The sequence below is a fragment of the Flavobacterium sp. genome, assembly GCF_031423415.1.
Classification (GTDB): domain Bacteria; phylum Bacteroidota; class Bacteroidia; order Flavobacteriales; family Flavobacteriaceae; genus Flavobacterium.
This window is the reverse complement of record NZ_JANPFL010000194.1, coordinates 1-15,292: the sequence shown is the minus strand read 5'-3', so window position 1 is coordinate 15,292 and position 15,292 is coordinate 1. Positions and strand designations below refer to the sequence as shown.

Sequence of the window (15,292 nt, the reverse complement as noted above, 5' to 3'; positions counted from 1 at the left end):
CTGTCCGAAAACAGATTTACTAGAAAAATAATTACTTTTACTCATCGTTTTTTGTCTTTTGCAAAACCAAATTACGATTTTAATTGAGAAGCCATTTTTATGGCTTCTTTTTTATTTACTTTTATCGGACAACAATGATATCTTTAATATCTATCAATTGTAAACAAATATATAGTTTCAAAATCCGTTTATGTTTTTTTGATGATTCCCATCAAAACCTCAAATTCACCTTTACATTAAAAACCCTTGTAGTCATATAATTAGGAATGGCATATTGATTTTTAGAATACACATCACGAACCCAGGTATTGGTAATTGCATTTTGATTGTCAAAAAGGTTGAAAATTTCTAGTCCAACAGCTAACTCCTTAAAACTTTGCAACCATTTTTTTGAGGATGGATTTTGAGCATCAATCAATACTTTAAAAAAACCTACATCGGCACGCCGGTAATCTCTCAATCGGTTTTGGTACAAATAAGGATCAGCATACGAAGGCGAACCACCTGGTAATCCAGTGTTGTAAACCAAATTCAAATATAATTTTAGGCTTGGAATCTTAGGCATATAATCTTGGAACAAAAGTGCAAATTTCAATCTTTGGTCTGTTGGTCTCGAAATAAATCCTTTGTTATTGATGTCTTCTTCTGTTTTCAAATAACCAAAACTAAACCAGGATTCGGTTCCGGGAACAAATTCTCCGTTCAATCTAAAATCAAAACCTTGAGCGTATGCTTTTGCATTATTGGCGGCAGCATATCGAACTCGAACATTGTCTAACGTATATGGATTCACATCAGTCAAGGATTTATAATACAATTCCGAAACCATTTTGAAAGGACGATTCCACATCTTGAAACTATAATCATTGCTCAAAACAATATGAATCGATTGTTGCGCTTTGACATCAGGCTGCACTTCTCCTTTTGCATTTCTCAATTCTCTGTACGAGGGTGGTTGATGATACAATCCTCCAGAAAGCCTGAAAAACATATCTTTTTCCCATTTTGGTTTCAAAGAAAATTGCGCTCTAGGACTAAACGTAATTTGTGTAGAACTCGTAATATTATCGCCAGAAATAGTCCAATTTTGAGAACGAACTCCAGCATTCATCCAAACTTCATTGCTACCAATATATCCTTTTCTACTCCATTGAAAATAACCTGAAAATCGGTTGATGTCAACAAAATTAGTTGCTCTTACATTTTGATAAGGTACTAAAGGTCCTGTGTAAGGAGAATACGGTTGCTCGTTTTTGGGCAAAAACTTCGGAGGACTTATCGAAAATCCAGCCGAGTCAATAACTTCCCATTCTATCACTCGATCTCGAATGGATTCACGTGTGAATTTTGCTCCCCATTCGAACTGATTTTTTTTCCAATTGTGCATGCCTTTCAATTCGATATTTACAATTAATGCATCTAAATCATTCCTAGCGTGATTGAGTTGTCCGCCAATTCCTCTAGTAAAAGTAACATCTCCGAAGGTTTCAGAACCAATATTAGAATCCACTTCGCCCAAACGATATTGTGCCAAAATATCATAATATTCTTGTTCTTGAGTATGATAAGCGGATGCAATCAACTTGTAAGTTGAGTTCTTCGATGGGGTATACGTTGACTTTACTGCGCCAAAAACAGTGGTATATTTATCTTTTTCCTGACCTTCATAATAAATCAACAACGCCATTGGATCTTGGATAGTACCAAAGTTAGTTTGACGTGTCAAAGGTTGGTATTTGTAATCATTAGAAGAAATATTCCCCAAAAAACTGAATTCCAATTTGTCCGATTTTTTGAAATTAACGTTCGTTTGAACATCAGCAAATACAGGCGTGAAATTGGTTTGTGTTTCTTGACTGTCAACCAAAAGTGAATTGTTGCGGTAACGAATTCCTGTAACTTCTGACCATTTACCGTTCTTAGAAACCGCGTCAACAGCTAGGCTTGCGCCAAGTAAACTGGCTTCTGCAACTGCTGCAAATTGTGTTGGTGTTCGATAGGTAATATCTAAAACTGAGGATAATTTATCACCAAATTTAGATTGAAAACCACCGGCAGAAAAATCTACATTTTGAACCAAGTCAGTATTGGTAAAACTCAATCCTTCTTGTTGACCGGAGCGAATTAAGAAAGGACGATATACTTCAATTTCATTAACATACACCAAATTTTCGTCATAATTTCCACCGCGAACGGCATATTGCGTGCTCAATTCATTATTAGAATTTACGCCTGGTAAGGATTTTAAAATATTTTCGACACCTGGATTAGCGCCTGGAATTTTTCGAATCAATGCAGGTTCAATAGTAGTAATTCCTTGTACTCTTTTTTTATTATTTACAGTTACAATAACTTCGCCCATTTGCTCATCCTGTTCATTCATTACCAGATTGAATTCGTAATCTTCACTTGGTTTTAAAGTAACGGCGACCGTAGCTTTTTTCAAAGAAATATATGAAAAAACAACTATAACCTTCTGATTTGATGGAATAGACAAAATGTAAAAACCATTGGAATTAGATTGTGTACCAGCACTTTGACTGGATATATTTACATTGGAAACTGGCTGGTTATTTTTATCAAGAATAACTCCTTTTATGCGAGCAGTTTGAGCAGATGCCACACATCCAAAACAGAAAAAAAGGAAAACAAGTATTATTTTATTGTGATGCAAGGAATTTAATTTTATTGTTTTTGACTTCTAAAAAACTGAGTTTCAAAGATAGTAGAATTTCCTAAATTATCCACCACAATAAGTTTTAATTCATTTGCACCTTCAGCAACAATTCCGTCACTAAAAGCGTGCGTGATTTTCTTGGTTTTATTGTCGTATTCGAATAAAATCCATTGGCCATTCAGATACCCATTATACGATTTTATACCTGATAAATCATCACTAATGGTAAATTGAATGAATTTTTTATCGCTCAACCATTTGCCTGCAATAGATTTTGCAATAGTAATTTTTGGCGGTGTAATATCTAAAACCAAAGCATATTTGCCCAAAGTTTTAACATTAGTCTTGAAAACAGTATCTTTTCTATAGGTCCGATTGTACCCTATTTTTCCTGAACCGATTGATCCGATAAATACTTTATCTCGTTGAGCTTCAGTAAATTTATGATCTTCCATTTCAATAGTAAAGTTGGAATGAGCAGGAACAGTGTCGTTATCAAGAAACAAGGTATCGTTTCGTACCTCAAAATTCAAATTGAAATCTTCATAAAAAGTATTGGCGGGAAAAAAAACCGACATATTTTCTTTGGAAAAATTAGATTCGTTTTTTGCTTTGACAAAATATTTAGAAACTGGTTCTTTGGCAATAATCACAGGTAAAATCTCATTGACAATTGGAATGGTTACTGTGGTCAGGTTTCCATAAAAATCTGAAACTTCGATGCGGTATTGAGCTGTTAAATTGGGCACAACATTTAGAACACCATTTGAAGCATCTGATTTAATAATACTAAAGTTATATGGGCTTTTCATAAATAACTTCTGGACTCTTTGTTGTGTTTTTTTATACATTGGATAATCAATCAAGGCATTCACATATCGCATATCATCGAAGGAATAGGTATCAAATTGGTAACCAAAGTTTGGTATTCCGTTGTAAAAGGTTTGCACTTTATAAACACCATTTTTATTAAATGAAACATCATCATAATCGAAAGTATTGACCCCAAAACCTATTTTACCATTAGCCACCACTTTATCGGCGAGATAAGTTCCGTCTTTTTGCAAAACAAGATTTAGCAATAAAGGACGTTTGGATTGATTAACCACAGATTCATTGTCTAATGGATAGGCATAGATGTTAAAAATAATAGGTTTCTTCGTGTCTTTCATAAATTTATCAAACCCAAAAAGCATAGGGTTAATAATATACTCAGTTATATTGTCTCTAAATTCAAAATGCAAATGTGGTCCTTCTGAAGCTCCGGTATTTCCTGAAAGACCAATAATTTGACCTTTTTTGACAACTAATTGATCTGGTTTTGGAAATAGTTCTATTTCAAAAGATTGCTCTTTATAATGCGCTTTTTTGATGAAGTTCTCTAATGAATCAGTTGCTCTTTGCAAATGACCGTAAACCGAAGTATAACCGTTTGAATGGGTAATATAAATTGTTTTACCGTTTCCAAAAGTGGAAATTTTTATTCTTGATACGTAACCGTCGGCAACAGCATGAACATCTAACCCTTCTCTTTGCTGTGTTTTGAAATCAAATCCAGCATGGAAATGATTAGGTCTCAACTCTCCAAAATTTCCCGACAATTGCATTGGAATATCTAAAGGCGATCTAAAATAATCGGTTGGATAATTGACCTGAGCAAAAACAGAACAATAAAAAAGAATGAAAAACAGACTCGATCTCATAAGATACATTTTTGCTAAGATAAATAAAAGTAGATTACAAAATTTTTTAAATGCTTAAAAACCATAATCATCTGTTATACTGATAATTGATTTTTTTAAGATAAAAAAACCAATAAAATATTGTAAAAATAAAAAGGAATACTAACTTTGTAAGATTAAGTAATACTTTGGAATCATTATGAGTGTAATTGCAGAAATAATTGATACTCTTGAAAATAAGATTGAAAAACTATTTGCAAAAATAAATAGTTTGGAGAAAAAATCTCAAGAATTGAAAATTGAATTAGAAAAATCTGCAGCTATCATACAAAATCAGTCTCAAGAGATTGTAGCCTTAAAAGCGCAGTATGAAACACAAAAAATAGCCAACGCATTACTGGGCAGTGAGGAGAATAAAAGAGATACCAAGCTTAAAATAAATTCATTAATTCGTGAAATTGATTACTGCATAGCTCAGCTAGCAGATTAATAAAGATATGGACGAAAAGCTTAAAATTAAGATATCGATTGCGGACAGAGTCTATCCCTTAACAGTGGAACTCTCTCAAGAAGAAGGGCTCAGAAGCGCTTCAAAAAAAATTGATACAATGATAAAGCAATTTGAAGAAAATTATGCCGTGCGTGACAAGCAAGATGTATTAGCCATGTGTGCTTTGCAATTTGCGGCACAAACAGAACAAAAACAAATTGATAATGCCATAGATGGTGGAGCCACTATCGAAAGAATTAAAAAAATCAATGCGCTTTTAGATCAATATCTCCAAGATTAAACACGTTCTTTACAGAAACTAAGTTACTGCCTACATTAGTTCACATTTGGTAAACTCAACACTAATCAATTAGAATGAGCAAATCATCGTTACTATAGCAAGCCAATTCAGTTTGGAAGCTTGAACAACGAGTTAGCTCAAAACTTGTATTTCAGAGTTTATACAAGCAATCTAATGTAGGCTTTTTTTATATATAAATTTTTTAACAACTATGGACATTTTAACAATAATTATTTCAGGAATTGTAGGTATTGCGGCGGGTTTTGGTTTAGCCAAATTAATTGAAAAAAGTAATATTTCTAATTTGATTAAAAACGCAAAGAAAGAAGCATCTTCTATCTTAAAAGACGCTAATCTTGAAGCCGAAAATATCAAAAAAGACAAAATTCTTCAAGCAAAGGAGAAATTTATCGAATTAAAATCGGAGCACGAACAAGTAATTCTATCGCGTGATCAAAAGATAGCGGAAGTGGAAAAAAGAATTCGTGACAAAGAATCTCAGGTTTCGAATGAATTGTCGAAAGCTAAAAAAGTAAATGACGATTTTGAGGCAAAAACAATAGAGTACAATGCTAAAATCGAAACTTTAGACAAAAAACAATCCGAGGTTGAAAAATTGCACAAAAGCCATCTTCAACAACTTGAAGTTATAGCGGGTTTATCCACTGAAGACGCCAAAAATCAATTGATTGAAGGTTTGAGGGCTGAAGCCAAAACGCAGGCAATGTCACACATTCAAGATACTATCGAAGAAGCAAAATTAACAGCACAACAAGAGGCTAAAAAAATCATCATTAACACCATTCAAAGAGTTGGTACAGAAGAAGCGGTAGAAAATTGCGTATCAGTTTTCAACATCGAATCGGATGATGTAAAAGGAAGAATTATTGGCCGTGAAGGAAGAAATATTAGAGCGATTGAAGCAGCAACTGGAGTTGAAATCATTGTTGACGATACACCAGAAGCTATCATTCTTTCTTGTTTTGATCCAGTTCGTCGAGAAATTGCGCGTTTAGCCTTGCATAAATTAGTAACCGACGGACGTATTCACCCAGCACGTATCGAAGAAGTGGTGGCTAAAACTACCAAACAAATTGACGATGAAATTATTGAAGTGGGTAAACGTACCGTTATTGACCTAGGAATTCACGGTTTACATCCTGAATTGATTAAGGTGGTAGGCCGAATGAAATACCGTTCTTCTTACGGACAAAATCTGCTACAACACTCTCGCGAGGTTTCAAAACTGTGCGGAATTATGGCCGCCGAACTTGGTTTGAACGTGAAGCTGGCCAAACGAGCAGGTTTATTGCATGATATTGGTAAAGTTCCCGACACTGAGAGCGATTTACCACACGCTTTATTAGGAATGCAATGGGCGGAAAAATACGGTGAGAAAGAAGAAGTTTGCAACGCGATTGGAGCGCACCACGACGAAATCGAAATGAAATCATTGTTATCTCCAATCATTCAAGTTTGTGATGCTATTTCAGGTGCAAGACCAGGTGCAAGAAGACAAGTTTTAGATTCATATATTCAACGTTTGAAAGACTTGGAAGAAGTGGCATATGGATTTGGCGGCGTGAAAAACGCATACGCGATTCAAGCTGGTAGAGAACTTCGTGTGATTGTAGAAAGCGAAAAAGTTTCTGATGAAAAAGCAGCTACTTTATCTTTTGAAATTTCTCAAAAAATTCAAACCGAAATGACTTATCCAGGTCAGGTAAAAGTGACTGTTATTAGAGAAACTAGAGCAGTTAATATCGCAAAATAGATTTCGATAAATTCCAAAATTTAAAATTCCAAATTCCAATGCTTAATCGTTGGGACTTGGAATTTTTTTTGAATTTTATTTTCCTGCGTTGAAATTTATAAATTTAAACTAACTTTGTTTAAAAGTTTATAAATATGGGACTTCCTGAGATACTCCACATTAGCGAAAAAGACTATTTAGATACTGAGCGTTTGGCTTTTGAAAAACACGAATATTATAAAGGAGAAATCTTTGCGATGAGTGGAGCTTCGATTGCGCATAACAAAATTGCTATGAATTCATCTGTAGACATAGCAACAAAATTGAAAGGCAAAAGATGCCAACCTTTTGGGAGTGATTTAAGGATCCATATCCCCAAAAACACGCTATACACTTATCCAGACATTAGCATAGTATGCGGCGAAATAGAAACTACCGACGACAAATTTGATACCATAACTAATCCATCTGTAATTATAGAAATTCTTTCTCCCTCTACTAGAAATTATGATAAAGGCGAAAAATTTACTTTGTATAGAGAAATAGATTCACTGCAAGAATATATCCTGATTGACTCAGAACGCATTATGGTAGAAAAATTCATCAGAAATTCGGACAATAGTTGGCAATTGACAGAATACAAAACTATGGAACAAAGTTTTACTATAGCCACAGTGAGTTTAGAAATGCAATTGCAGGATATCTATGAAGGCGTTAAAATTGTTTAAGATTGTTTAAAGAAGGTCTAATATGTTCAAATTTATTCGATTTGCCCTATACAGCTGATCACCAAAAAACTAATCACTGAACACTATTTCCTCGGATGAAAATTATTAATTACTTCAGTTAAAAACCTTCTGTCTAAATGCACATAGATTTCTGTTGTCGTTATCGATTCGTGACCCAGCATTAACTGAATCGAACGTAAATCTGCACCATTTTCTAATAGATGTGTGGCAAACGAATGACGCAAAGTATGTGGACTTATACTTTTCTTTAAATCGATTTTGACGGCCAAGTCTTTGATTATCGTAAAAATCATTGCTCTTGTCAACTGACTTCCTCTCCTATTTAAGAACAAAGTATCTTCTTGACCCTTCTTTATCTTCAAATCATTCCGTTTGTGATCTCGATAAATTTGGATGTATTTTTGTGTCAAATTCCCTATCGGAACAAAACGTTGCTTATTCCCTTTTCCGGTGATTTTGATACATCCTTCATCAAAAAATAAATCAGAAATTTTTAGGGTAACCAATTCAGAAACTCGAAGTCCACAGCCATAAAGTGTTTCTAACATAGCTCTATTTCGTTCACCCTCGTTAGAACTCAAATCTATTGCCGAAATTAAAGAATCTATTTCTCCTACCGATAAAGTGTCTGGTAATTTTCTGCCTGTTTTTGGGGTTTCAATCAATTCCATAGGATTGTCTTGACGATAATCTTCAAAAATTAAATAACTAAAAAAACTTTTTAATCCTGAAATTATTCTGGCTTGCGAACGCGGATTAACTTCTTTTGCAACATTATATATAAATTGCTGAATTGTTTCTTCGCTAATCTTTACAGGCGAAATCGAAATATTATTTTCATTCAAAAAAACACACAAACGTTCGATATCGAAAGAATAATTGTCGATAGTGTTTTTTGACAATCCTCTTTCAATCCTCAAATAAGATTGATAACTTTTAATATCCGACATCCAATTCACATCTGCAAATTTTGATTTTCCAACAGTCATATATATTGTAAATCGCCAGTTCCCTATCTCTCGGCTCGCGCTTCTTTACTTGTCAGTGTTTATCTTACAAAATTTTATTTTCATCGAGTTTGATGATTAATCAATTGTTTGCAACAAACTTCATTGTTAGTAGCGATTTCTTGTAAGCAAAGTAAAGCTATTTTTAGACATAAAAAAACCAAACAAAAAGTGCTTTGACAATAATTTAAAGATTTCAATTAGGAATAATAATGAATTAAAAAAAACAGAAATTAAGGCACCGGATATTTACCGTTTATGAAGCAGGGTCAAAAGGAACAACAATAGGGTTTTATAAGTTTGATTTAAATAACAAGTTTACGACGGATTATATGACAATAATAATTTAGTTAATTATGACAGTTTTAAACTAATCTATCTTCCTGATTATCCTGAAAAGAATCAAGCAAAACGACTTGTAGAGGATTATGCCTAAATTTTTGACAATTCATATAAATCATGAACATAATTAAATTTACTTATCAAAACCGCTACTTTTGATAATTTTTTAAATCTACCTGTAAATAGTAATTCTACATCTCTAAAATTGTCCAGTTCCTCAATTAATCTATCTTTGCAGCTTTTAATTTTTTAGCGGTTTAAAGTTTCTAACTTCTAAATCCTAACTTCAAACTTCAAACAATGATTACAGTTAACGATATTTCTGTTCAATTTGGCGGAACTACTTTATTTAGCGACGTTTCGTTTGCAATCAATGAAAATGATAAAATTGCCCTTATGGGTAAAAACGGTGCAGGAAAATCAACGCTTTTAAAGATTATTGCAGGCCAAAGCAAACCATCAACAGGCAATATTTCGGCGCCAAAAGAAGCGGTAATTGCTTATTTACCCCAGCATTTATTGACGACAGATGGCGCAACGGTTATGGAGGAAACATCCAAAGCTTTTGGTGAAATCTTTAGTATGAAAGCTGAAATTGATGAAATCAATGAGCAATTAACGGTTCGCACCGATTACGAAAGTGATGCGTATATGAAATTAATCGAAAGAGTTTCGGACTTGAGCGAGAAGTTCTATGCTATCGAAGAAGTGAATTATGAAGCTGAAGTTGAGAAAATATTAACAGGTTTGGGTTTTGAACGTGAAGATTTTACGCGTCAAACCTCTGAGTTTTCAGGTGGTTGGAGAATGCGAATCGAATTAGCCAAAATCCTTTTGCAAAAACCAGATTTAATTCTGTTGGATGAGCCTACGAACCATATGGATATTGAAAGCATTCAATGGTTGGAAGATTTTTTGATCAATTCTGCCAAAGCGGTTGTAGTGATTTCGCACGATAGAGCTTTTGTCGATACTATTACCAATCGTACCATCGAAGTGACAATGGGACGAATTTACGATTACAAAGCCAAATATTCTCATTATTTAGAATTGAGAAAAGATCGTCGTATGCACCAACAAAAAGCCTACGATGAACAACAAAGAATGATTGCCGACAATAGAACTTTTATTGACCGTTTCAAGGGAACATTTTCTAAAACTGATGCGGTTCAATCTCGGGTTAAAATGCTGGAAAAGTTGGTTATTGTTCAAGTCGATGAAGTGGACACTTCGGCTTTGAAGTTGAAATTTCCGCCTGCAGCGCGTTCGGGACAATATCCTGTAATTGTTAAAGAAATGTCGAAATCTTACGGAGACCACGTGGTTTTCAAGGATGCCAATATGGTTATTGAAAGAGGGCAAAAAGTCGCTTTCGTAGGTAAAAACGGAGAAGGAAAATCGACGATGATCAAAGCTATTATGAAAGAAATTGGTGTTGATTCTGGTTCAGCAGAAATTGGTCATAATGCACAAATTGGTTATTTTGCTCAAAATCAAGCTGCTTTATTAGACGAAAATGCAACTATTTTTGAAACCATAGATGATGTTGCTGTTGGTGATGTTCGTACCAAGATTAAAGATATTTTGGGAGCCTTTATGTTTCACGGAGATGATGTAACTAAGAAAGTGAAAGTACTTTCAGGTGGAGAGAAAACGCGTTTGGCGATGATAAAATTATTATTGGAACCGGTCAATTTATTGATTCTTGATGAGCCTTCGAACCATTTGGATATGAAAACCAAGGACATTATCAAGGACGCTTTGCGTGATTTTGATGGAACTTTAATCTTGGTTTCACACGATAGAGATTTCTTGGATGGATTAGCAACTAAAGTTTTCGAATTCGGACAAAAGCGAGTGAAAGAACATTTTGAAGATATTGCTGGTTTCTTGGCAAACAAAAAGATGGAAAGTATGAGAGAAATTGAAAAATAAACATTTTAGGATCTTAAAGTAAAAAAGGCTGTTTCATTTTGTTGAAACAGCCTTTCTTTATTATAATCGAATTCCTGGAGGAAGCAACTCTTTGTAAATAGAATTCTTTTTGAAGAAAACTACAATTTTTGGCAGTATCGGAACTACTTTTAGTTTTCTTTCGATAGCAATTGCCATGATTTCTTTGAGAAAATTTGAAATAAAAACTTCGTCGTCAAAAGAATCGGGAACGTTAATTTTTGTTAGAAATATTTTTTTCTCCTGAAATGAATATTCAATGGTAACTAATCCTTTTTCGGTTATGGTTTCAAATTGTCTGGCAAAAGTATTGTCTTTCACCTCGATAATGACTTTGCTATCCATGCTATTTTGTGTGTTTTATTATCTCCCTATCCAATAACTTTATTACTTTTGAATTGATTCCAAAATAATTATTTAAATTTGAAAAAACTACAGCAACAAAGGTATCGATTTGATTTTCAATATCAAATGATTTTTGGCTGTATCTTAGTGTCATTTCCTTCTAATACGCTAATAACCGCGTGACCAAATTCCGTAGAACTAAAATGGTGAAGTCCTTTTTACTAGGATTCGTTGTCATAATTTATTGGTAAAATTAGATTCGAATCTAATTGGATTCTAATATAATAATTAATTTTATACCAAATTCGAAGCAATAAATCGAATTGCTTTAAAACAAACAATATGAGTAAAATCCCGGTTTACTTTATGCCAGGTTTGGCTGCAAGTGCTCAAATTTTTGAACGAATTGCTCTTCCAAATGCTATTTTTGAAACTTTACTTTTAAAATGGGAAATCCCTTTGGATAATGAAAGTTTACGGCAATATGCCAAAAGAATGGCAAATAAGATTACATATCCTAATCCAGTATTAATTGGAGTATCCTTTGGTGGAATTTTGGTTCAGGAAATGGCTCAATTTATTACTGCTCGAAAAATCATTATTATTTCGAGCGTCAAAACTAATCTGGAGTTTCCGTTGAGGATGAAAGTTGCAAAAACTACAAAGGCCTATAAATTAATTCCAACAACTTTATTTTCCAATATTGACAGTCTTTCCCAATTTTCTTTTGGTGAAAAAATAAATCAACGGCTCAAATTGTATGAAAAATTTCTTCGTGTTCGAGACAAACGTTATTTAGATTGGGCTGTAGAACAAATCATTTTATGGGAAAGAACCATTGCAGATGACACTGTAATTCATATTCATGGAGATGAGGATGATGTTTTTCCGATAAAAAATATTCAAAACTGTATTATAGTTAAAGGAGGAACCCACGTCATGATTTTAACCAAATACAAGTGGTTGAATGAAAATCTACCTAAGATTATTTTGGAATAAAAAAGGCGATTAGATTTTGCTCTATTCGCCTTTTTTTGAATTATATTTTCTTCATCTGCTCCTTCATCATTTTAATCTGATCGGTCAGCATGTTTTGTTTGTCTAATTTTTTAGCTTCATTTAGTAAGTTTGTCGCTTCTAATTTCCTTCTTCGACTCATTGCTATTCCAGCAAGATTCAATTTAGCAACAGCCAAATCCATGTCCATTGATAATCCCAATTCAATTGCTTTTTTGAAATATTTTTCAGATTGGTTTAAATTCGTTTGAGAAAGCATAATACCGTGCAAATAATTGAAATAACCTTGCTGCTTTCTGACCAAAGCTTTTTCTGGGCTTTTGATGTAAGCCAACCATTTTTTGGCTCCCTCAAAATCTTGCTTTCTTAATTTTAAGAATGCCAATAATATAAATTCATTTTTAAAGTAAAGAAAAATTGGAAAAGCAGTCAATAATATAAGAAAGATTCCGTTGCCAATATTAGATTCGGTAAACTGCCAAACCCCTGCAACTATAAGAAAACCAGCAATAATAAGTTTGATATTTTTGTGAAACATAGTGTATAAATTTATAGCAGCAAAGATAGTAAAAGGAATTAAAAAAAAAATTATAAAACCACTTGCCAGAAATAAAAGTCTTTGTATATTTGCACTCGGTTTTAGAGTAACGATTATTCAGACCACAATGACATCGTAAATACATTTTTTAAAGATACAAAGCAATGAGCAAAAGAACGTTTCAACCATCGAAAAGAAAAAGAAGAAATAAGCACGGATTTATGGACAGAATGGAATCTGCAAATGGGAGAAAAGTGCTAGCTCGTCGTAGAGCAAAAGGAAGACACAAATTGACTGTTTCTTGCGAACCAAGACATAAAAAATAATGATTAGAAATAATCAATATCAAGGCGTTGCTATTTTTTAGTAACGCCTTTTTTTATACTTTATCGTTAAAAAAATTTCAGGTTCAGGATTTAATGTTACAGAATTGACAAAAAATCAGGAACTTTGAACAAAAATAAAACCACAAACTACTACACAATGCCAAAAGACAACTCTATAAAATCGGTTTTAATAATAGGTTCAGGTCCAATCGTGATTGGTCAAGCGTGCGAATTTGATTATGCAGGTTCCCAATCGGCACGTTCTATTCGTGAAGAAGGAATTGAAGTAATCCTTATTAATTCAAATCCAGCAACCATTATGACCGATCCATCAATGGCCGATCACATCTATTTGTTGCCGCTTACCACTAAATCAATTATAAAAATATTAAAAGAACATCCTCAAATCGATGCTGTTTTACCTACAATGGGTGGACAAACTGCTTTGAATCTTTGTTTGGAAGCTGACGAAAAAGGAATTTGGGCAGATTTTGGAGTAAAACTAATTGGAGTTGATGTGAATGCCATCAACATTACCGAAGATCGCGAACAGTTCAAACAGTTACTTAAAAAAATAAACGTACCATCTGCACCTGCAGAAATCTGTACTTCCTATCTTCGAGGTAAGGAAATTGCACAGGAATTTGGTTTTCCATTGGTTATTCGTCCATCCTTTACTTTGGGCGGAACTGGAGCAGCTATTGTCTATAAAAAAGAAGATTTCAACGAACTCTTAACTCGTGGTCTAGAAGCTTCACCTATTCACGAAGTTTTGATTGATAAGGCTTTGATGGGCTGGAAAGAATACGAATTGGAATTGTTGAGAGATAAAAATGACAATGTTGTTATTATCTGTTCTATTGAAAATATGGATCCAATGGGGATTCATACTGGAGATTCCATAACAGTGGCGCCAGCAATGACTTTATCGGATACCACTTTCCAAAAAATGCGCGACTATGCAATTTTGATGATGCGTTCTATCGGAAATTTCGCTGGAGGTTGTAATGTGCAGTTCGCCGTTTCGCCTGACGATAAAGAAGATATTGTGGCGATTGAAATCAATCCTCGTGTCTCTCGATCCTCAGCATTGGCATCAAAAGCAACGGGTTATCCTATCGCAAAAATTGCTTCGAAACTGGCTTTAGGTTACAATCTTGATGAATTGCAAAACCAAATCACCAAATCAACTTCGGCATTGTTCGAACCGACTTTAGATTATGTGATTGTGAAAATACCACGTTGGAATTTTGACAAATTTGAAGGTGCCGACAGAACTTTGGGGCTTCAAATGAAATCTGTGGGCGAAGTGATGGGAATAGGACGCTCGTTCCAAGAAGCCCTTCACAAAGCCACCCAATCTTTGGAAATCAAAAGAAATGGATTGGGAGCTGACGGAAAAGGATATACTAATTATGAACAAATAATCGAGAAACTAACCTATGCTAGTTGGGATCGTGTTTTTGTAATTTATGATGCGATTGCTTTAGGAATTCCTTTGAGTCGCATACACGAAATCACTAAAATTGATATGTGGTTTCTCAAACAATATGAGGAATTGTACACTTTAGAGAAAGAAATCTCTAGTTTCAAATTGGAAACTTTGCCAAGAGAATTGTTACTGGAAGCCAAACAAAAAGGTTTTGCCGACAGACAAATTGCCCATATGTTGAGTTGTTTGGAAAGTCAAATTCACGCTTTGAGAATGTCGATGAATATCAATCGCGTATTCAAATTGGTGGATACTTGTGCTGCTGAGTTCAAAGCCTTAACTCCTTATTATTACTCTACTTTTGAAGCCGAAATCGAAAAAGCAAATGGCGAGCGATACGTTCACAACGAAAGTATCGTTACCGAAAAGAAAAAAATAATTGTTTTGGGTTCTGGACCCAATAGAATTGGACAAGGAATAGAATTTGATTATTCCTGTGTTCACGGAGTTTTGGCTGCCAAAGAATGTGGTTACGAAACCATAATGATCAACTGCAACCCAGAAACGGTTTCGACTGATTTTGATACTGCCGATAAATTATATTTTGAGCCTGTATTTTGGGAACACATTTACGACATTATCCAACACGAAAAACCAGAAGGTGTTATCGTGCAATTAGG

Annotated in this window: 13 protein-coding genes and 1 other RNA gene; 9 read left to right on the top strand and 5 right to left on the bottom strand. The window is 34.1% G+C overall.

Going from position 1 to position 15,292, the window contains the following annotated elements:
- Positions 1–211: 211 nt before the first annotated feature.
- Both RMO83_RS16465 and RMO83_RS16460 read right to left on the bottom strand, forming a co-directional pair.
- The gene (locus tag RMO83_RS16465; RefSeq protein WP_310560790.1) at positions 212–2,674 is read right to left on the bottom strand and encodes a TonB-dependent receptor; all 2,463 of its coding nucleotides are present in this window, start codon (positions 2,672–2,674) and stop codon (positions 212–214) included.
- An 11-nt stretch (positions 2,675–2,685) separates the two neighbouring features.
- Positions 2,686–4,380, bottom strand: coding sequence for a M23 family metallopeptidase (locus RMO83_RS16460; RefSeq protein WP_310560789.1), 1,695 nt, complete (start codon positions 4,378–4,380; stop codon positions 2,686–2,688).
- A gap of 178 nt (positions 4,381–4,558) precedes the next feature.
- Between RMO83_RS16460 and RMO83_RS16455 the strand changes: the two genes are divergently transcribed.
- From RMO83_RS16455 to RMO83_RS16435, 5 genes are all read left to right on the top strand, one after another.
- On the top strand, positions 4,559–4,849 hold the full coding sequence (locus RMO83_RS16455) for a hypothetical protein (RefSeq protein WP_310560788.1): 291 nt from the start codon (positions 4,559–4,561) through the stop codon (positions 4,847–4,849).
- Between the two features lie 7 nt (positions 4,850–4,856).
- The gene (locus RMO83_RS16450) at positions 4,857–5,150 is read left to right on the top strand and encodes a cell division protein ZapA (RefSeq protein ID WP_310560787.1); all 294 of its coding nucleotides are present in this window, start codon (positions 4,857–4,859) and stop codon (positions 5,148–5,150) included.
- Between the two features lie 53 nt (positions 5,151–5,203).
- Positions 5,204–5,310: non-coding RNA, 6S RNA (gene ssrS, locus RMO83_RS16445), on the top strand.
- Positions 5,311–5,361: 51 nt separating this feature from the next.
- A complete protein-coding gene (rny, locus tag RMO83_RS16440; RefSeq protein ID WP_310560786.1) occupies positions 5,362–6,924 on the top strand; it encodes a ribonuclease Y in 1,563 nt (520 codons plus the stop codon).
- 134 nt (positions 6,925–7,058) lie between these two features.
- The gene (locus tag RMO83_RS16435; protein ID WP_310560785.1) at positions 7,059–7,631 is read left to right on the top strand and encodes a Uma2 family endonuclease; all 573 of its coding nucleotides are present in this window, start codon (positions 7,059–7,061) and stop codon (positions 7,629–7,631) included.
- A gap of 83 nt (positions 7,632–7,714) precedes the next feature.
- Here RMO83_RS16435 and xerD read toward each other — a convergent pair whose 3' ends face one another.
- Positions 7,715–8,611 carry a site-specific tyrosine recombinase XerD gene (gene xerD / locus RMO83_RS16430; RefSeq protein ID WP_310560792.1) on the bottom strand — a complete coding sequence of 299 codons (897 nt, stop codon included), beginning with the start codon at positions 8,609–8,611 and terminating at the stop codon, positions 7,715–7,717.
- Between the two features lie 690 nt (positions 8,612–9,301).
- Between xerD and abc-f the strand changes: the two genes are divergently transcribed.
- The gene (gene abc-f / locus RMO83_RS16425) at positions 9,302–10,936 is read left to right on the top strand and encodes a ribosomal protection-like ABC-F family protein (RefSeq protein WP_310560784.1); all 1,635 of its coding nucleotides are present in this window, start codon (positions 9,302–9,304) and stop codon (positions 10,934–10,936) included.
- A 60-nt stretch (positions 10,937–10,996) separates the two neighbouring features.
- Here the strand turns inward: abc-f and RMO83_RS16420 are convergent, their stop codons facing one another.
- Positions 10,997–11,281: a GNAT family N-acetyltransferase gene (locus RMO83_RS16420; RefSeq protein WP_409025016.1), complete on the bottom strand. Its 285-nt coding sequence runs from the start codon at positions 11,279–11,281 to the stop codon at positions 10,997–10,999.
- A 360-nt stretch (positions 11,282–11,641) separates the two neighbouring features.
- Here RMO83_RS16420 and RMO83_RS16415 point away from each other — a divergent pair, with 360 nt between their 5' ends.
- Positions 11,642–12,298, top strand: coding sequence for an alpha/beta hydrolase (locus RMO83_RS16415; RefSeq protein ID WP_310560782.1), 657 nt, complete (start codon positions 11,642–11,644; stop codon positions 12,296–12,298).
- 40 nt (positions 12,299–12,338) lie between these two features.
- On the opposite strand, the gene RMO83_RS16410 is transcribed toward RMO83_RS16415, so the two are convergent.
- Positions 12,339–12,854, bottom strand: coding sequence for a DUF2892 domain-containing protein (locus tag RMO83_RS16410; protein WP_310560781.1), 516 nt, complete (start codon positions 12,852–12,854; stop codon positions 12,339–12,341).
- 164 nt (positions 12,855–13,018) lie between these two features.
- Here RMO83_RS16410 and rpmH point away from each other — a divergent pair, with 164 nt between their 5' ends.
- Positions 13,019–13,180, top strand: a complete 162-nt coding sequence (gene rpmH / locus RMO83_RS16405) for a 50S ribosomal protein L34 (RefSeq protein ID WP_022828464.1) — start codon at positions 13,019–13,021, stop codon at positions 13,178–13,180.
- A 157-nt stretch (positions 13,181–13,337) separates the two neighbouring features.
- On the top strand, positions 13,338–15,292 hold a 1,955-nt coding region (gene carB, locus RMO83_RS16400), incomplete at its 3' end, for a carbamoyl-phosphate synthase large subunit (RefSeq protein ID WP_310560791.1).